This is a genomic window from Deinococcus aetherius (assembly GCF_025997855.1).
In the GTDB taxonomy this organism is placed as follows: domain Bacteria; phylum Deinococcota; class Deinococci; order Deinococcales; family Deinococcaceae; genus Deinococcus; species Deinococcus aetherius.
This window is the reverse complement of sequence record NZ_AP026560.1, coordinates 147,991-166,726: the sequence shown is the minus strand read 5'-3', so window position 1 is coordinate 166,726 and position 18,736 is coordinate 147,991. Positions and strand designations below refer to the sequence as shown.

Here is an 18,736-nt window from a genome sequence, read left to right as displayed (position 1 = left end):
CACGAACAGGCCGAGGCTCCCGAGCGTCAGCCCCGCCAGGATGCCCCCGGTGAAGTCCAGCGCCGTCGCGCCGACGAGGGCCCCCAGCCCCGCCCCGATGCTAACGCCCCCGGCGAGGCCGCCCACCGCCCCCTTGAGGGCGTCCTCCGCGTCCTTGGAGAGCTGGCGGGCGAGTTCGTGCTCGGTGGTCGTCTCCAGGTGCTCGCGGGCACTCCCGGCAATCCCCTCCAGCAGGGCGCCCCGGTCGTAGGAGAAGCGGGTGCGGGCCACCTCGCTGCTCGGCTGGCGGCGGACCAGGAAGGCCTGCACGTCCTCCCAGAAGTGCAGGTTCGCCTCCACGAAGCGGTCGATCATCGTGCCGAACTGCCGGTCGATGGCGCCTGGAAGCTCGGCCACCGCCTCGCGCCGGAAATCCTCCTCTAGCTCGCGCCCGTTCATCAGGCCGCGCAGGTTGGAAAAGCGCAGCCGCGCGTCGATAAAGCGGTCGGCCCGCACCTCGAACTCGCTCAGCAACCTGCCCAGGCGGTTGAGCTGCCCGTCGAGTTCGCCCAGCATCGTCTCCCGGTGGCGCTCGCGCTGCGCCTCCAGGTCGCGCAGGATGGCGAGGTCCTCAGTCAGGGTCCGGCGGGCGGCCTCGGCGCGGGCCTCCTCGCCGCTGAGGATCTCGGCGGCGGTGCCGAGGGGACTTTGCAGCTTCAGCCGGGTGCGCTCGGTCTCCGAGAGGCGGGTGGTCAGCGCCTCCCGCAGCGCGGCGAAGCCAGGGTCACCGCCCCGCCGCTCGCCCCGCGCGCTGATCAGGAAGACGGGCGGCGTGAGGCCCAGCACCCCCCGCGCGCCCTTCTCCACGAACTCGCGGACCTGCTCGCGCTGCCCTTCGGTCTCCAGCAGGTCCGCCTTGTTCACGACCATAATCACACTGCGGCCCCAGCGGGCGGCGAGGCTGAGAAACTGCCGCTCGGACTCGGTGAAGGGACGGTCTGCCGAGGTCAGGAACAGCACGAGGTCGGCGCGGGGCAGGAAGCCCTCGGTGAGGGCCTGATGCTGGCGGATGATCGCGTTTGTGCCGGGCGTGTCTACCAGGGCCACCCCCTCCAGGCTGGGGAGGGGGTAGGTCAGGCGGCTCACGAAGGGGTCGCGGGTGGGTTCCAGCTCGCCGGGCCGCTCCCCGTGGACGAGGACGTAGATGCGGTCGGTGGTGGGCGTCACTCCCTCGGGCAGCACGTCCGCGCCCAGCAGGGCGTTCACGAAGGAACTCTTGCCCGCGTTGAACTCGCCGACAACCACGAGCAGGAAGGTCTCGTCAAGTGACCGAACCGCTCCCCGCGCGTGCTGAACCACCTCGGGGGGGGCGCCCTGCGTCTCCAGAAAGGCCTGGAGGTCGGCGAGCAGCGCCCGTTCGCGCGAGAGGAGGTCCTGCACCCGGGAGGTGACGAGCATGGGGGCAGTCTAGGGGAAGCGCGGCGGGCCCGGCCTTACGCCTTCCTGTAGCCGGGGGAGCTTCAGTTGGGCACCACCGGCTTGCCCACATTGCGAGGATAGACGGTCACGCTGTGACGGCCCGTGGCGGGGACAAGGACGGTCTGTCCCCCGAGCCGTTGGGTAGCGAGTTGGAGGGTCACACTGCTCACGCCAACTGAAGTGCTGTCAGTCTGGTCAAACAGCTTCTCCCCACTTGCAGGGGGCCGCAGGTAGTCGAGCACCATCAGGCCCGTTCCGCTACTGATTCCCGAGGCCAACGATGAACTGAGGGCAGTGATGGAGGCGTAATTCCGGCGGTACTCCATGAGCACCCAGGCAGAGGCGTCGTTGGTGGCGTCCGCTCCCGGGTTGTTGGCGCCCGTGGCGCCGCTGCTTCCAGTCATCACGTTGCGTTGCACTGGATAGTAGGCGTAGAAGGTGTAGCAGAATTTAGGTCCGGTGGTCGTGCTCTCCGAGGTGGAGCAGGTGCCCGGCGTCGTCGCCCGTGGCGGCAAGACGAACGCGATGATCGGGTCGGTGCCCACGGTCCAGGTGCCCGAGGAGGTAGTGCCGGGTTTGCGGGTGGAGTACCCTCCGGAGGTCCCCAGCACCAGCGTTGTCCCCGCCGGGAAGACGTAAGCGGCGTCCCGCAGCTTTCCGACGACGTAGTTCTGGGCGGTCTGCGTCTCGGCAAGTAGGTCGTTGCGTACCTGCAAGGAGGATGCCGAGCGGTTGGTGGAGAGGTTCAGGGAAAGCAGTGCAGTCAGGATCAGGCCGACGAGCGCCATACCGACCAGCAGTTCGAGCAGGGTGAAGGCACCCTCACGCCGGGAGGGCCTCATGGCTGGGCCACCTCGGCGATCAGGGAGGACGTGCGGTCCTGCACCGTGGCGGTCACTGTTACCCGCCGCAGCAGGGGTGAACCGGAGGGGGCGTAGGTCAGGCGGGGGCCGGTTTTCCCCGGGCAGGCCGTTGCGGAGCTGCGAGTCAGGGTCGTGGCCGTGCCGCTCGTCGCCCCCTGCACGGTCATGTTCTGCACCGAGACCGTGACCCCGCTTGGCAGGGCGCCACCTGCCACGCAGGCGGCGTCGTACTTGTCCCAATTCTGCCACTGGCCGCGAATGTCCTCCATTACCCCCTGAGCAAGCGCGGTGGCGTCGGTCTGCCGCATGCTCTGACGCGTGAGTCCGAAGAGCCCGGTCAGCGGCGCCAGAACCACGAGCACCAGGACACCTATTAGGAGGAGGGCCACCAGGATTTCGATGATCGTGAAGCCGTCCGTGTGCCCGCGAGCCGGGAGCATGCGGTTAATAGGTTGCACTGAGAATGACCTTTCCTGTCACGCCGACGAGCTTGACGTACAACTGATTGCTGACCAGCGGCGAGCTGACCACCCAGACCACGCCCGTCGTGTTCCCCAGCTCGCCGTACGGGGCGGTGAAGGTCGCCGTGTTCGGGGTGGTGCCCGTGGAGGGCGCGGCGCGGACGCCATTCGGCAAGGTGTACGTCCGGGCCGTGCCCGAGAGGGTCACGCTATAGCTGCCGCTGGGCACAGAGACTGAGGTGCTGCCCAAAGTGACGGTGCTGTCCTGCGAGTTGCGCTGAGCTAGGCTACGGGCCCGCTCCAGGTCGGCGACGAGCTGCCCCGCCCCTTCCTGGAGTTGCTGAACCCGCCACCCCCGCAGGGAGGTGAAGGCGAACGCCGCCGCCAGAATGCCGATGATGGTGATCACCACCAGCAGCTCGACCAGGGTAAAACCCGGACTCTTCACTAAACGTTTCATTGGCGGGCCTGCTGGGTGCCGCTGCCCTGAAGCTGGAGCCGCTGGCTGACGGGGATGTCGATGTCCCAGTTGCGCTGGGTGGGGAAGGAGGGCGGCGTGATCCCCTCGGAGGTGCGGGTGTCGTAGACGAAGTTGCGGCCGTAGCCTCGCCCGTTCGTCTGCCCGAAGGCACCGTAATAGTTTTCGATAATGCCGCCCATCAGGTTGACCCTGCCCCGGTCGTTCGCATCGGTTGGCCCCACATTGTAGCCGTCTACCGTCACCTTGCCCTCCGACCCGGCGGCCATCAGGATTGCCTGGATGGTGACGTTCTTGGGAGCGGCGGGCGTACGGGTGCCGAACGAGGCGCAGGCGCCACTGCTGTACGACGTGCAGACGTACCTGTTGACGATGCTGACGTCGCCGCCCGCCGAGTAGATACCCAGGATGTTCTTGGCGTCCGTGTTGTTGCAGACGGCGGTGGCCGCGTCCCCGCTGCCGCAGGGCGGGTCTTCGTACTTGAGGTCGGTCGTGATGTTGATGTCCCCGTCGGAGGCGAGCGTGAGCTGCGCAAAATCCGCCACTGCTGCGGGCGCCGTGTTGGGGTCGTCCGCGCTGGTACGTGCTGGACCCCGCAGGTTGCCAACGCCGCTTTGCGCGTAGATCACTCCGTTGAAGACCCCGGCGGCCGTGCCCGCAGGCGCCGCCTCCCAGGCACCGGTGGGCTGGCCCGACGAGTCCACAGCCTTACGCGCCGCGACGTAGCTGCCCTGATTCAGGATGAACATCCTCCCGTTTGTGCCGTAGGCGAGGTTGACGGTGGTGGCCACACCGCTCACCTGCTGCTGATAACTGATGAGCTGGGCTTTCTGGCTCGTTCCACCCAACGACACGGTGCCCACCGAGAGGGAGAGGTCGTTGACCTGCCCGGAGATGTAGAGCCCGCCAGCCTTCGCCGCCGCTATCTGATCGTTGCCGTTCTCGGGGAGCGCCACGAACTCGGCGTTCCAGTTCACCCCGCTCTGAAAGTTGGGGGTTGCGTTCCCGACCGTCATCGTGGGGGGATCGGAGGTCATCGCGTTGGGGGTGTAGAAGTTGCTGTTGTCGAAAGCTCCCGCACGGGTGGCAACATTGCACCCCGTGGCGGTCAGCTTTCCGGCCGGACACCCGGCGCTGGTCACCTGACCCCCGAAGTAGGGCGACCCGGTGAAGGTGAAGTTCTGGTTGGTGTGGACCGGCCCCGAGAAGCGGGTGTTCGAGGTCATGAAGATGCGGGCACCGTCGCAGGAGGAACTCGTGCTGCTGACGTTGCCGCTGGTGCCCACGTTGCTGCTGCCCGCACAGGCACTCTCTGCCGACGCGGACGAGTAGTGGTGGTTGGTGTAGAGGGCGTACTTGGCAAAGCTGCCCCGCCCGATCCTGAGGGTATACACGTTATTGACGGGATTTATGGTGATGGCCCGCGTGCTCGTAGAGTCTCCTCCCTGCGACACGACGCTTGGCACGGTGAAGTACACGGTGAACTGATCGGTGGCGAGCCTCTGCACGCCGATGATGTTCAGCCGTACGGCGCTGGAAAACGGTTGGGTGCCCACAGTCCCTGCGCCCGTGAGCCCCGCCGAACCCACCGCGTTCGACCAGAAGGCCTGCTCGTTGGTGCTCGCCGTGCTGCCCAGCGTCCAACCGCGCAGGGCGTAGGCGGTGTCGGGGATGTAGTTGGTGAAGAGCGACAGGCGGGCGGTGTCGGTGAGCAGGTTCGCAGTGGTTCCTAGCACACTGCTCGACGGGGTGGACGAGGAGAAGGGAGGGCTCGCGCCACACAGGACGCCACTGGCCGGAAGTGTGCCGCTCACGCCGCAGAGCGCCGCCACCCGAGCAGCCACTTCGCTTGTCGCCGTGCTTACGGGAATTGCCAGGTCGTCGGTGAGCAGGCTGTTCAGCAGGTTGAGTTGTGCCTGCGACCGGGCCACCCCACTCTCGGCGGCATATTGAGCACGCAAGGTGGCCTCCTGGTCGCCGCTGCTGCGCCGGGAGGAGAGTGTGATTTGAGCGGTGACGGCCAAGACAGCGGACATGACCAGCAGCATGATCAGCACCGTCACGATTAGGGTCGCGCCTGCCGTTCTACGGGAATCCTTCATCCTGCCCAGTGTGGCGACCCCGACCGCGTTCCGCTTCCCCCGAACTGGTGCCCTCCAATAGGGGCACTTTCTGTGGTCAGCCCCTTCAGGAAAGAACGCCCGCCGGGAAGACGGCCTTCGGAGAGGATGGGGTGAATATTCCTTCACCCCCCTCTCCCCCGCGCCTTTCCGGACGGGGCAATACTGCCTCATCCCAAACTAGGAGGTCCCCCCATGACATCCCCCTACGACCGTCCCCCCGCTCCCGCGACCGAGCCGACCGACGTTCCCTCACCCCTCCCCGAGCAGATGCCGGGCGGGGACGACACCGGGCCGATCATGGACCCGCCCATGAACCCAGACACCCCCGGGATGCCCGAGCCCATGCCGACGAGCAACCCCGACACGCCGGGCCTGCCGACACCCATGCCCGCGATGTGAAGCTATTGCTTTCAAATGGGAGTAAGGCGGCCAGGGCGTTCGTTCCCTGGCCGTCCTCTTGGACCTCACGCCCAGTCAAGGAAGCGCCAGGGTGTGCCCGTGTTCCTTCAGCCACGCCCGCCACCTCGCGTGCTCGGGCATCAGGCGGGCGACGTGCGCCCAGTAACGGGGCGAGTGGTTGAGTTCGAGCAGGTGCGCGGCCTCGTGCAGGGCGACGTAGGCGGCGACCTCGCGGGGGGCGCGGCTCAGGAGCCAGTGGAGGCGGATGTCGCCCCCGGCGGTGCAACTTCCCCAGCGGGTGCGGGCGGCGCTGAGGTGAACGGCTCGCAGGCGGTCCCGGGCGCCCAGCGCGTCCGCGTAGCCCTCCACCAGGGCGCGCAACTCGGGGAGGGCGGCCCGGCGGTACCACCGCTCGACGGCGCGGCGGACTCCCTCCAGGTCACCGGGGGGCACGCGGACCTCCTGCCCCGAGCGAAAGGGGGTACGCGTGCCCGGCGTCAGGCGCAGGGTCAGCGTCTCCCCCAGGAAGGATAGGGGGGCACCGTCCACGAGGGGCACCGGAGCCGACCGGGCGGCGTAGGTGGCGAGGTGGCGTTCGGCCCAGCCACGTTTGGCCTCCAGAAAGCTCTCGATCAACCGCTCGGGGGTGCGGGCCGGGGCATGGATCGTCACCGCACCGGGCGCGACATGCAGGGTGAGGGTGCGGCGGCGGGGACTGCGTTTGAGATGCACGGGAACGCCCCCGACTGTCCACCGGGGCTGTGGTCGGGGGCGCTGCCTAAGGGTCACGGGTGTATGAAAGCGCAGGGCGGCGCGACTTGGGTGAGGGAACAGGTCAAAGCCGCACGTTTTGCCCGAAGGTGTCGCACTTGTTCGGGTCGCCGCCCTGAAATCCGGTCATGAACCAGCGGACGCGCTGCTCGCTCGTGCCGTGGGTGAAGGAGTCGGGCACCACGTAGCCCTGGCCCTGGCGCTGGAGGGTGTCGTCGCCGATGGCCGTGGCGGTGTTGATCGCCCCCCGCACGTCCGCCTCGGTCAGGTTGGCGAGGCTGGAGACCTTGTTGCCCCACACCCCCGCGAAGCAGTCGGCCTGGAGTTCGAGCCGCACGCTGTAGCCGTTCGCCTCGGCCTCGCTGCGAGCCTGCTGCTGGGCGCGCTCGACCTGATCGGAAATGCCGAGTTCGTTCTGGACGTGGTGCCCGACCTCGTGCGCGATCACATAGGAGTAGGCGAAGTCGCCGCCCCCGCCCAGCCGCCGGTCCATCTGCGCGAAGAAGCTGGTGTCGAGATAGACCTTGTTGTCGAGCGGGCAGTAGAAGGGGCCCACGGCGCTGCTCGCTTGGCCGCACGCGCTCTGCACCACGTTGGAAAACAGGACCAGCGTCGGGTCGGTGTACGTCCGGCCTGCCTGCTGGAAGATGCCGCTCCAGACCGTGTTCGTGCTTCCCAGGATGCGGTCCACGAACTGATAGGCCTGGTCCTGCTCACCGGGCGCCGTCTGGGTCCGCGTCTGGGTGGTCGGAGCACTTCCCCCGCCGCCCAGGATCGCGCTCGGGTCCACCCCGAAGAACATGGCGATCAGGGCGATAATCAGGCCACCGACGCCGCCCACCGCGATGCCGCCGCCGGGAATGCCGCCGCCCCCTCTGCGGTCCTCGATATTCCCGCCACCGGGAAGGTTCTGCCAGTCCATAGTGAGGGTCACTCCTTCTCTTTGCCGGACGCCTCCAGCGCGGCCCGCCCGGGTCCTGCGGAAGGCGGCGGCTCGGCTCCTTCACGGCTCAGCCCGCATTGTAGGGAGCCCGGGCGGGGCGGGTCTTTAGCGATGGTGCAGAAAAACGAGAAAAAAGCCCCCGCCGCAACGGGCCGGGGCTCACGGGAGGCGGGCGATCAGTCGGAGGCGGGCAGGGCGGGCGAGGGGACCTGGGACAGGTTGATCTCGCGCGGCTTCTGGCGCCGCCGCTCGAACTGGTAGAAGACGCTGGGCACCACGTAGAAGGTGAGCAGGGTGGAGGTGATCACGCCGCCCAGAATCACGATGCCCAGACCCCGGCGAAACTCCGCCCCGTCCCCCTGCCCGAAGACGAGCGGGAGACTGATGACGAGCACGGTCAGGGTGGTCATGATGATCGGGCGGAAGCGCAGCTCGGCGGCCTCGATCAGGGCTTCCCGCAGGGGCAGGGTCCGCATCCGCTCGGTCACGAATTCGAGATACAGGATCGAGTTCTTCGTGGATAAGCCGAGCAGGATCACCATCCCGAGGACCGTGATCACGTCGAGGTTCACCCGGAAGAAGCTCAGGGTCCACAGCGCCCCCACGATGGCGAGCGGCACGGGCAGGAGGAGGTAGAGCGGGTAGCGGAACGAGTTGAACTGCGAGCCCAGCACGAGGTAGGTCAGGAGTACCGCGAGCACGAGCACGATGGGCCCGTAGAACACGAGGTCACTCGTCAGGCCCGCGCTCCCGAAGGCTGAGGCGTTGCCGAGCGTCACACCCCCCGCGAGCAGGCCCGCCGCCGCCACCTTGTCGGTGATCACCCGCTGGTAGGCGAAGGGGTTGGGCCCGCCCTTCACGAGGTTGATGTCGAGGGTGGCGGTGTACGCCTTGTTCAGGCGGCTGAGGGTCGCGGGGGCCTGCCGGAGCTGGAAGGAGCCGAGTTGCGCCAGGGGGAGGTTCCCGCCGAGGGCCTGCGAGTACACCGTTTGAGAAAGCAGGCTCTGCTCACCCTGCACCTGGGCGGGGTCGAGGCGGACCACGATGTCCACGCTGCGGTCCCCCGAGCGCAGGGTTCCCGCCGTCGTGCCGTCGTTGTAGGTCCGCAGGGCCTGCGCCACGTCGCTCGTCGTCAGGCCGCTCCCGGCGAGGCGGGCGGGGTCGGGCACGAAGGTCCGCTCCTGGCGGGTCGCGCTCAGGCTGCTCTCCAGGGTGGCGATATTGGAGTCCTGGCCGAGCAGCCGCACGACCTCCCGGTTGCGCTCCACGAGGAGGGCCTGGTTGGGGGCGGTGAGGGCCAGGCTGATGTCTGCACTGCCGCCGGGCCCGCCCTGCTCGGCGGAGACGCGCACCTCGGCGCCGGGGACGCTGGCGGCGATTCTTCCCAGGTCGGCCCCGTAGCGCGCGGTGAGGGTGTCGATGCCGGGGCGCTCCTCCTTGGGGACCAGGGTGAGGGTCAGCGTGGCGGTGTTCGCGTTCGTGCCGCCCAGGAAGCCGCCCGAACCCACGCTCGTCTGCACGAGCCGGACCTCATCGCGCGCCAAGAGGTTGTCCTCGACGCGGGCGGCCAGGGCGTTCGTGGTGGCGAGGTCGGTGCCGGTGGGGAGTTCCACGTCCACGGCCAGGATGCCGGAGTCGCTGCGCGGGGTGAACGCGAAGCCCACGTTCCGCAGGGCGAGCGGCACGCTCAGCAGGAAGAGCCCCGCGACGAGCATGACGACCCAGGGCCGCCTCAGGGCCCCGCCCACCGAGCGGGCGTACGCGCGGGCGGTGCCCTTCACGGCCCGGTTGGTGTACCCGTGCAGGGTGCCCGTCAGCGCCTCCAGGAGAGCGAGCAGGGCGGTGAGGACGTAACGCACGAGCGTCAGCAGCACGGGCGCGAGCAACACGGCGAGGACGGCCACGGCGGGCGTCGGCAGCCCGGTCGCCCGGTCGAGCGCGGTCCAGCCCACCGCCCCGAAGAGGGCGAGCAGGAGCAGGCCCGGCAGTCGGCGCACGCCGCTCAGGGACTCGAAGAAGAAGCGCGGCAACCGGGCGAGAACGCCGGGGACCTGACGCCACGAGATCGGCTCGGGGTCGCGGGTATAGGCCATACGGACGGTGAGGAAGAGCAGGCTCTCCAGCCAGCTCATCGTGATCGCGGCGGCGAGGCCCAGGCCGAACTGGCTGAAGAACTGCCCCAGGATGCCCGGCATGAAGCTCAGCGGGATGAGCACGGCGAGGAGGGAAAAGCTCGCGGCGGTCACGGCCGAGAAGACCTCCGACGCGCCCAGCAGCACGCTCCTGAGCAGGCCGTACCCCATGTCCCTGTATCGCTGCACGTTCTCCGCGACCACGATGGAGTCGTCCACGACGATCCCGATGGCGACGATGATGGCGAGCAGGGAAACGATGTTGAAGGTAAAGCCCAGCGCCGAGTACAGCAGCGGAGCCGCGCTGATCGAGATCGGGATGGCGAGGATGACCGCGAAGACGGTGTTCAGCCGCCCCAGGAACAGCAGCACGATGATCCCGACCGCCCCGATGGCGATCAGGAACTCCTTGAAGGTATCCTCGACGGTGGCGCGCGTCTCGCGGGTCGTGTCGCTGGCGAGGGTGAGGCGGTACCCGGCGGGGAGGGGCTGCGCCTCCATCGCCGCCCGCACGTTGTCGGCGACCGCCACGCTGTTCGTGCCGCTCGCCTTGCGCACGTCCAGCAGCACGGCGGGCTGGCCGTTGAGCCGGGCGTAGCTCGTCGCCTGGGCGGTGGTATCCCGCACGGCCGCCACGTCCGCCACCCGCAGGCCCGAGGCGGGGTCCACGACGATGCGCTCCACGTCGCCCAGGGTGGTCGGCGTGTTGCGGGTGGAGAAGCCGATGGTGTTGCCGCCCTGGGTCACGCTCCCGGCGGGAAGGTCGAGCGCCGAGGCCTGGATCGCCGCCGACACCCGGCCCGGCGCGAGGTTGTACGCCTGGAGGCGGGCGGGGTCGAGAAGCACCTGGATCTGACGCTCGGGGCCGCCGGAGACGCTCACGTCGGCCACGCCCTCGACCCGCTCCAGCCGGGGGACGAGGGTGTCTTCCGCGTAGGTCGTGACGTCCCCGGCGGGGGCCGAGCCGCCGTTTAAGGCGAGGGTGAGGATGGGCTGGGCGTTGGGGTCGAACTTCTGAACGACCGGGGCCTCGGTGCCCTCGGGCAACGTGGCGCGGATCGCCGCGACCGCCTGCGAGACGCCGTTCGCCGCCGAATCGATGTTCGTCTGGTCGGAGAAGGTGATCACCACCGCCGACTGGCCGCTCACCGAGGTCGAGTTGATGTCCACCACGCCGCCCAGGGTGCTCACCGCGTCCTCGACCGGGCGGCTCACCTCGCGGTCCACCTGGTCGGGGGTCGCGCCGGGGTACGACGTGCTCACCGCGAGGACGGGCACCTCGAAGTTGGGCAGCAGCTCCACGCCGAGGCGGGTCGTGGCGATCAGGCCCAGCAGCACCACGAGCACGAAGACGCCGATGGAGAAGACGTAATTGCGCACGCTGAAGCGCACGGCGGGGTTGACGGCGGGCTCGGGCGTGCCGTCGGGGAGGGTTCCGCGCGGCGCGTTGAATTCCGGCTGGTCGTGAACGCTCACGGGTTCTGCCCCCCTGCCTGGGCCGTGGGAGTCCCCACGCGGATGCTCGCCCCGTCCTGGAGGCTGGGCGGCACCGGGTAGATCACGCTCGCCCCCGCCGTGACTCCCCGCACGGCCACCCGCCCCTGCGACTCGGCGACGACGGTGACGGGCACCCGGCGGGCCGTTCCGCCCTGGACCACGTACACCGCGTTCTCGCCGCCCTCCACCTGAATCGCCCCGGTGGGCACCAGGACCCCGTTCCCCAGGGTGGCGCGGTAGCGCACCTGCGCCGTGCCGCCGACCGGGAGGTTGCCGCCCCCCTGCACCCGGGCCGTGACCGGCACCAGGCGGTCGGTTCCGGCCACCCCGCTCGCGTCCTCCACGACGGCGACGTAATTCACGCCCCCGTACCCCAGGTTGAGCCGCGTGCCGGGCGTCAGGGCCGCCGCGTCCGCCGGGGTCACGTTGAAGGTCGCCTTCACGCTCCCCTCGTCCACCAGGCGGAAGACGGGGCTTCCCTGGCTGGCGAACTCCCCGACCTCCACGGCGAGCGAGGCGATCACCCCGGCGAAGGGGGCCTCCACCGCCGTGCGGCCCAGGTTCTCCTGCGCCTGCCGCACGCCCGCCTGCGCGGTTTCGAGCTGCGTCTGGAGCAGGGCGAGGCTGCTCTGCCCGCCCCGGCCGTTCTGGGCGAGGTTGTTCCTGGCCTGGGCGAGGCCGCTCTGGGCCTGCGCGAGCGCGCTGCGGGCGGCGCTCAGGTCCGCCTGGCTGATCCCGCCCAGCCGGTAGAGGTTCTCGGCGCTCGCGGCGTCCTGCCGGGCCTTGGCAAGGCTCGCCTCGGCGGCCTGCACGGCGGCCCCGAGGGAGGCCGTCGCCTGCCCGGTGTTCGTGCGCGCCTGGTCGAGGCTGATCTGCGCCTGCTGAGCCTGAAGGCGGGCATTTTCGAGGGCCTGCCGCGCCCCGGTATCGTCGAGCTGCACGACGACCTGCCCGGCCCGCACCCGGTCGCCCTCCTGCGCGAGGAGCCGCTCGACCGTCCCGCTCGCCTGCGCGGCGACGTTGCTGTCACGGTCGGCGCGCAGGCGAGCGGAGGCGGTGCGCTGGACGTTCAGGGTGCCCGTGCGGGCCGGGACGGTGCGGACGGCGAGCGCGGTCGTCTTGGCGGGCGCGGCGTCGAGGTCGTTGCGGGTCGCGGCGGGGCGGGCGTTCCCGGAGCCCGACCCAGCCCCCTGCTGGCCCCCCGGAGAGCACGCGGCGAGGAGCAGCGCGAGGGTGAGCGGCAGGGTGAGGCGGAGGGGGAAATGCGGCATAGCGTTCACCTCACGAACCCGGTTACGTCGGTGCCGGACGCGGCGGAGAGGGCGGCCAGGGCCCGCCAGAGGTTGCCCTGCGCCTGCGTCACCCCGAACCCCGCCTGCTGCGCCTGCACCTGCGCCTGCTGCACGTCCACGGCGGCGGCGGTCCCGGCGCGGAGCCGCGCCTGCGCTTGGCTGAGGGTGGTCTGCGCGTTGGCGAGGGTCTGCCGGGCGATCTCCACCCGCTGCGCCGCGTCCTGAGCGGTGCGGTAGGCGTCGCGCACCCCCGTGTTCGCCGCGCGCTGAGCACCCTCCAGGTCGCGCCGGGCATTGGCGAGCGCCACCTGGGCGTCTTGCAGGGTCCTGGCCGGGGTGTAGTCGTTGTCGGAGATGCGGACCTGGAGGGCCGCGAACTCCGCCCCCTGCGCCGCCTGGACGACGTTGGGCAGCCGCTTTTCCAGCCCCGACTGGAGGCCTGCGAGCGTCACGCTGAGCTTGGGGGGCGCGGGCGGCGCGGCGAGGCGCAGGTCGGTGCCCGTGCCCAGCCCGAGGGTGCGGGCGAGCTGAGCTTCGAGGACCGGGAGGCTCGCCCGGGCGTCGGCGAGTTCCTGGCGGTCCTGGTTGAGGGTGGTCTGCGCGCGGTTCACGTCGAGCTGGGTGGCGACCCGGGCCTGCAACCGGGCGCGGGCGATCTGGAGGGTGCGCTCGTCGAGCCGCACCTGCGCCTCGTTCAGGGCGATACGCCCGGCGGCCTCGTAGGCGGCGAGGTACTGACCGATCACCGTCTGCGCCACGTTGAGTTTCGTGCCCGCCAGGGTGGCCTCGGCGGCGGCGGCGCCCTGCTGGGCCTGGGTGAGGGTGGTGATGACCGAGCTGGGGTCGGCCTGGGTGGAGCGCAGGGTCGCCTGCGCCTTTTGCAGGTTGGCGCGGGCGGTGGTCACGTCGGGGCCGCTCGCCAGCGCCCGGGCCACCGCGTCCGGCAGGGTCAGGCCCACCGTCTGCGCGGCGGCGAGCGGCGAGGCGAGGGTGAGGGCGAGGGCGATGGACAGGGCGGGGGATGGGCGGTTCATGGGCGGGCCTCCGGGGCGGGCGGGGTGGGGGGGGCGACGGTCAGGAGCGTGGGGTCGAGGTCGGTGGTCGCCTGGGCGAGCCGCAGCGAGGCGAGGTAGGCGTTCACGGTGGCCGTGTCCACTCCGAGTTCGGCCTGCCGCAGGTTCAGCTCGGCCGCCTCCACGTCGAGCGCCGTGGCGAGGCCCGCCGTGAGCCGCCCGAGCGCGGTGGCGAGGCCCGCCCGGGCCCGGGCGAGGGCGCCGCGCTGACTCTGAAGGGTGCCCAGCGCCGTCTGGAGGTCGGCGTACCGCTGCCGCACCTCCAGGTCCACGCTCTGCCGGGCGGTGTCGAGGGCCAGGGCCGCGCGCTGCGCCCCCACCTCGGCGGAGGTCAGCGCCGCGCGTCTCCCGCCGCCCAGAACGGGCAGATCGGCACTCAGGGTCAGGGCCAGCCCCGTCGGGAGGTCGCCGGGGTCGCGCAGCGGGAAGCTCACCTGCCCGGCGAGCACGCCCGTCTTCACGTCCAGGCTGCCGCCCACCGTGCGGGTGGCGGCACTGCTCTGGCCGGTCGTGATCTGCCCGAACTGCGCGGACGCGCTGAGGTCGGGCAGCCGCAGGTCGAGCTGCGCCGCCCGGAGTTGCGCCTGCGCGTCGGCGAGGTCGTTCTGCGCGCGGGCCACCTCGGGCCGGGCCGCCAGGGCGCGGGTGATCTGGGCGTCCAGGGCAGTGGGCTCCCCCGGCGCGGCGGGCAGCGGGCCGAACGCGGCGGCCTGGGCGGGCAGGGTGACGGGCTGGCCCAGCAGGTTGGCGAGCCCCCGGGCGGCGAGATCCACGTTCGTGTGGGCCTGGTCCTGAGCCGCCCGCGCGTCGTCGAAGGCCCCCTGCCTCACGAGCAGGCCCTCGGCGGTGAGCACGCCCGATTGCCGCTGGGATTGCGCCACCTCCAGTTGTCGGGCAGTGAGCGAGACCTGCGCGTCCGCTAGCGCGAGGCTCGCGGCGGCGTTGCGCGCCCCGAGGTACGCCTGCACCGCGCTCACGGCGGCACTCAGCCGGGCGGCGCGCAGGTCGGCCCCGGCGCGGCTCAGGCCCCGCTCCGCGCTGCGAACCGCCTCCAGCGCGGGTGACCAGGGGAGCACGCTCGCCGACACCTGCGCGGTGACGGTGGTGTTCAGGGTGAGGTCGCCCGAGGAGACGGGAATCTTGACGGCGCTCGCGTCCGCCCCGACGGTCACGTTCAGCCCGGCCCGCGCCCGGGCACTCTGGAGCGCGAGTTCGGCGGCCCGGTATTGCAGGTCCGCGCTCCGCCACCCCGGGCTCTGGCGCAGGAGGGTGAGCGTCTGGGCGAGGGTCAGCGGCGCGGGCGCGCCCTGGGCGAAGACGGTCGGGGACGGAGGGGGCGCGGCGGTTTGCGCGAGCGCACCCCCCAGGGCCAGGGGCGCCAGCAACAGCAGCAGGCAGGAAGTCAGGAAGGGCGGGGAACGCATGGAAACCTCAGAGGTCGGGGAGGAGAGTTAGTGAGTGAGAACTTGCTTACCCCGGGTGGGCGCCGCACGGACCTCATACGGCCCCGCCGGGGCTAGGGTTCCAGACCCGGCCACAGCACGTCGAAGAGGCCGCGCACAAGGCGTCCGGCGTCGAGCGGCTCGCGGGTGGGGTCGGGGGTCATGTGCTCGCGGTGGACGTAGTGGGTCAGGGTGCCCATCAGGGTCAGCGCCGTCACGTCGGCGTCCACCGGGCGCACTCGCCCGAGGGCGACCTCGGCGCGCAGGTAGGCGGCGACCGCGTCCGCGTCGTGGCGGATGGGGTTGCCAAGGCGCTCGAGCATGGGGTTGTGGGCCGGGGCGTGCCCACGCGAGAAGATCAGCATCAGGTGGGGTAGGACGCGTCCCGCCGTCTCGACGAAGCGCAGCGCCGCGCGCTCCAGGTTGCGCCGCACGTCGCCGACGCCGACGAGCATGGTAAGTTCCTCGCGCCACTCGGCGTAATTCCGCAGCCCCACGACCTCCTCGAAGATGTCTTCCTTGGAAGCGAAGCGTTTGAACAGGGTGCCCTCGGAGATGCCCGCGCGCCGGGCGATCTCGGCGGTCGTGGCCGAGAAGCCCTGCTCCAGGAACACCTCGCGGGCCGCTGCCACAATTCTTTCGTCGGTGATCAGGCGGGGGCGAGGCATTAGTGAGTGTTTACTCGCTTAACGGAAAACGAACACTGCACTGGATCACAAAGGGGATAGGCCGGATGGTCGAGGGTCACAGACCCACTTCGACCTTCGCCCCTCACCGCCGTTCGAGGGCCAGCTCCACCAGCCGGGTCACGAGTTCGCTGTAACTCAGGCCCGCCGCCTCGAAGAGTTTGGGGTACATGCTCGTGGTGGTGAAGCCGGGCATGGTGTTCACCTCGTTGAGCAGGAGCTGATCTGTCTCCTCGACGTAGAAGAAGTCCACCCGGGCGAGTCCGGCACAGTCGAGCGCGCGAAAGGCGGTCAGGGCCAGGCTGCGGACCCGCTCGGCCACCTCGGGGGGCAGGGGCGCGGGGATGTGCATGGTCGCGCGGCCCTCGGTGTACTTCGTCTCGTAGTCGTAGAACTCGGCGTCGAAGCGCAGCTCGCCGACCGGGCTGGCGAGGGGCGCGTCGTTGCCAAGGATGCCTACCTCCAGCTCACGCGGCTTATGGGCCGTCATCGCCTCCAGGATCACCCGGCGGTCGAGGTTGAAGGCGAGGTCGAGGGCGGCCTGAAGCTCCTCGGGGCGGCTCACCTTGGTGATCCCCACGCTCGACCCCAGGTTGGCGGGCTTCACGAAGAGGGGAAAGCCGAGTTCCCGGGCCCGCGCCCCCACCTCTCCGGGCCGGTCCTGCCACTCGCGGCGCACGGCGAGCCGCCACGCAACCTGCGGGATGCCCGCCGACGCGAGCACCTGCTTGGTCATCACCTTGTCCATGCTGACCGCCGAGCCCAGCACGCCCGAGCCGACGAAGGGAATCCCGGCGAGGGTGAGCAGCCCCTGGACCGTGCCGTCCTCGCCCATCGGGCCGTGGAGGAGGGGAAAGACGGCGTCGTAGCCCTCGGCGCTGGCGGCGCGGTGGAGCACGAGGTCGCCGCCCCCCTGCGCCCGGCCCGTCTCCAGCGCCCGCGCGGTCTCGGTGGGCGGGAGCCAGCGGCCCTGGGGGCTGATCACCACCGGGGTCACGTCGAACTGGTCGCGGGGCAGCGCGGCGAGAACGCTGCGGGCGCTCATCAGGCTCACTTCGTGCTCGCCGGACTGGCCGCCCGCCAGCAGCAGGATGCGTCTTTTCACGCGCCGCAGTATGGCACTCTCCCTACTCAAGCACCTCAGACTGAGTACAGAACGCTATGAAAAGTGTGTCTGGCACGATAGGAGGGCTCTTTGGAAACTCTCACATCCGCCGCTCAGCCTACGCTATGATGCCTAACGTCCATCTACATAGGTGCGGTCCCCACATCCCAGGCTGTGACGCGGCCCGCACCAAAACTCGGGAGGCTCAATGAAGAAATTCGCTCTGCTCAGCACCCTTCTGCTCGTCGGCTCGGCCTTCGCCGCCTCTCCCAAGGACACCCTGGTGATCCAGGAGAGCGCCGACATCCCCACGCTCGACCCCGGCGTGACCTACGACACGGCCTCGGGCGCCATCGTGGAGAACATCTACGAGACGCTGCTGACCTACAAGGGCAACAGCCTGCGCGACCTGGAACCGCTGCTTGCCAGCAAGCTGCCGACGATCAGCAACGGCGGCCGGACGGTCACCTTCGACCTGCGCAAGAACGTCAAGTTTCACACCGGCAACGCGATGACCTGCCGTGACGCCGAGTACTCCTTCGAGCGCAACCTGGTGACCAACAGCGCCGAGAGCGGCAACTGGTTCATCTCCGAGTCGCTGCTGGGCACCGGCAGCAACGCCAACGACGACAAGACGATCACCTGGGCGCGCATCGACAAGGCCGTCGAGTGCAACAACGCGGGCCAGCTCGTCTTCACGCTGCCCAAGCCCGACCCGGCGTTCCTCGCCAAGCTCGCCTACACCGGGCAGAGCATCGTGGACAGCAAGCACGCGATCAGCATCGGCGAGTGGAAGGGCACCGAGGCCGACTGGAAGAACTGGGTCGGCAAGGACCTGACCGGCAGCAACCTGAACAAGCAGCCCAGCGGCACGGGCGCGTACCGTCTGGTGCGCCGCGACGCGAACGCTACGCTGCTTCAGGCCTTCGACGGCTACTGGGGCAAGAAGCCCGCAATCAAGAACGTCGTGATCCAGAAGGTGCCCGAGATCGCCGCGCGCCAGCAGGCCTTCCTGCGTGGTGACGCCGACATCATCGAGGGCGGCGGGCGCAGCGTGGACGAGCAGCAGATCAAGGGCAAGCCGGGCGTGGCGTGGCTCGACAACCTGCCCAACACGAGCGCGTTCGCCATCTTCATGAACCAGAAGATCCAGGACCCCGCGCTGCTGGGCAGCGGCAAGCTCGACGGCAAGGGCATCCCGGCGAACTTCTTCAACGACGTGAACGTGCGCCGCGCCTTCAGCCACGCGTTCAACTACCAGCAGTACATTCAGGACGTGCAGCAGGGCAAGGGCAAGCAGCGCACCATGCTGCTGCCGGACACCTTCCCGGGCTACGACTCCGAGGTCAAGACCTACTCCTTCGACGCCGCGAAGGCCCGCCAGTACTTCCAGCGCGCCTGGGGCGGCAACGTCTGGAAGAACGGCTTCACCCTGACCGCGAACTACCGTGCGGGGAGCGTGCCCTCGCAGACCGCGATGGAGATCCTGAAGCGGAACATCGAGTCGCTGAACCCCAAGTTCAAGGTCAACATCCAGCAGAAGCAGTGGTCGGAGATGCTGGCCGACTCCAAGAAGGGCCGTGAGGCCGTCATCCTGATCGGCTGGGCGCCCGATTACGCCGACCCGGACAACTTCCTGTACACCTTCTACTCGTCCAACGGCTTCTACGCGCCGCGCAGCAACTTCAAGGACGCCTCGGTGGACAAGTGGCTGGAGCAGGCCCGCGCGACGGTGAACACCGCCCAGCGCAACCGCCTGTACAGCCTGGTGGGCAACCGTGTTTACGAGCAGGCCCCCTACATCAACGTTCCTGCGCCCGTGGCCTACACCTTCTTCCGCAACAACCTCCAGGGCGTGAGCGCGGCCACGTTCAACCCGATGACCAGCTTCAGCTACACCGGGACCCTCTGGAAGGACCTCAGCAAGAAGTAACCCGCATTCTCGGCGGGCGGGACAGTCACACACGGCTGTCCCCCCGCTTTCGGCGTTTACCCCCCGCCCCACCGAAGAGG

14 protein-coding genes and 1 pseudogene are annotated in these 18,736 nt (G+C 69.8%); 2 read left to right on the top strand and 13 right to left on the bottom strand.

Going from position 1 to position 18,736, the window contains the following annotated elements; genetic code table 11:
• Positions 1-906: 906 nt before the first annotated feature.
• From DAETH_RS24600 to DAETH_RS00770, 5 genes and pseudogenes are all read right to left on the bottom strand, one after another.
• Positions 907-1,437 (bottom strand): annotated as a pseudogene (locus DAETH_RS24600) (dynamin family protein); the annotation flags it as partial.
• A gap of 62 nt (positions 1,438-1,499) precedes the next feature.
• Positions 1,500-2,300, bottom strand: coding sequence for a type II secretion system protein (locus DAETH_RS00785; RefSeq protein ID WP_264776064.1), 801 nt, complete (start codon positions 2,298-2,300; stop codon positions 1,500-1,502).
• Complete coding sequence (locus tag DAETH_RS00780) at positions 2,297-2,761, bottom strand: prepilin-type N-terminal cleavage/methylation domain-containing protein (protein ID WP_264776063.1); 465 nt, start codon at positions 2,759-2,761, stop codon at positions 2,297-2,299. Before DAETH_RS00780 ends, DAETH_RS00785 begins: the two co-directional genes overlap by 4 nt.
• Positions 2,762-2,765: 4 nt before the next feature.
• Positions 2,766-3,230, bottom strand: coding sequence for a prepilin-type N-terminal cleavage/methylation domain-containing protein (locus DAETH_RS00775; RefSeq protein ID WP_264776062.1), 465 nt, complete (start codon positions 3,228-3,230; stop codon positions 2,766-2,768).
• An 8-nt stretch (positions 3,231-3,238) separates the two neighbouring features.
• On the bottom strand, positions 3,239-5,362 hold the full coding sequence (locus tag DAETH_RS00770) for a DUF4900 domain-containing protein (RefSeq protein WP_264776061.1): 2,124 nt from the start codon (positions 5,360-5,362) through the stop codon (positions 3,239-3,241).
• A 213-nt stretch (positions 5,363-5,575) separates the two neighbouring features.
• Here DAETH_RS00770 and DAETH_RS00765 point away from each other — a divergent pair, with 213 nt between their 5' ends.
• Positions 5,576-5,782: a hypothetical protein gene (locus tag DAETH_RS00765; RefSeq protein ID WP_264776060.1), complete on the top strand. Its 207-nt coding sequence runs from the start codon at positions 5,576-5,578 to the stop codon at positions 5,780-5,782.
• A 75-nt stretch (positions 5,783-5,857) separates the two neighbouring features.
• On the opposite strand, the gene DAETH_RS00760 is transcribed toward DAETH_RS00765, so the two are convergent.
• The 8 genes from DAETH_RS00760 to DAETH_RS00725 form a co-directional block, all read right to left on the bottom strand.
• A complete protein-coding gene (locus DAETH_RS00760; RefSeq protein ID WP_264776059.1) occupies positions 5,858-6,514 on the bottom strand; it encodes a M48 family metallopeptidase in 657 nt (218 codons plus the stop codon).
• Between the two features lie 103 nt (positions 6,515-6,617).
• The gene (gene ypfJ / locus DAETH_RS00755) at positions 6,618-7,475 is read right to left on the bottom strand and encodes a KPN_02809 family neutral zinc metallopeptidase (RefSeq protein WP_264777359.1); all 858 of its coding nucleotides are present in this window, start codon (positions 7,473-7,475) and stop codon (positions 6,618-6,620) included.
• Between the two features lie 197 nt (positions 7,476-7,672).
• On the bottom strand, positions 7,673-11,104 hold the full coding sequence (locus DAETH_RS00750) for an efflux RND transporter permease subunit (RefSeq protein ID WP_264776058.1): 3,432 nt from the start codon (positions 11,102-11,104) through the stop codon (positions 7,673-7,675).
• On the bottom strand, positions 11,101-12,396 hold the full coding sequence (locus DAETH_RS00745) for an efflux RND transporter periplasmic adaptor subunit (protein ID WP_264776057.1): 1,296 nt from the start codon (positions 12,394-12,396) through the stop codon (positions 11,101-11,103). The genes DAETH_RS00750 and DAETH_RS00745 overlap by 4 nt, the downstream gene beginning before the upstream one ends.
• A 5-nt stretch (positions 12,397-12,401) precedes the next feature.
• Complete coding sequence (locus DAETH_RS00740; protein WP_264776056.1) at positions 12,402-13,451, bottom strand: TolC family protein; 1,050 nt, start codon at positions 13,449-13,451, stop codon at positions 12,402-12,404.
• A complete protein-coding gene (locus DAETH_RS00735; protein ID WP_264776055.1) occupies positions 13,448-14,914 on the bottom strand; it encodes a TolC family protein in 1,467 nt (488 codons plus the stop codon). The genes DAETH_RS00740 and DAETH_RS00735 overlap by 4 nt, the downstream gene beginning before the upstream one ends.
• 92 nt (positions 14,915-15,006) lie before the next feature.
• A complete protein-coding gene (locus tag DAETH_RS00730; RefSeq protein WP_264776054.1) occupies positions 15,007-15,600 on the bottom strand; it encodes a TetR/AcrR family transcriptional regulator in 594 nt (197 codons plus the stop codon).
• Between the two features lie 103 nt (positions 15,601-15,703).
• Positions 15,704-16,723: a D-alanine--D-alanine ligase family protein gene (locus tag DAETH_RS00725; RefSeq protein WP_264776053.1), complete on the bottom strand. Its 1,020-nt coding sequence runs from the start codon at positions 16,721-16,723 to the stop codon at positions 15,704-15,706.
• A gap of 208 nt (positions 16,724-16,931) precedes the next feature.
• On the opposite strand from DAETH_RS00725, the gene DAETH_RS00720 reads away from it, so the two are divergent.
• Positions 16,932-18,656 carry an ABC transporter substrate-binding protein gene (locus tag DAETH_RS00720; RefSeq protein WP_264776052.1) on the top strand — a complete coding sequence of 575 codons (1,725 nt, stop codon included), beginning with the start codon at positions 16,932-16,934 and terminating at the stop codon, positions 18,654-18,656.
• Positions 18,657-18,736: the final 80 nt, after the last annotated feature.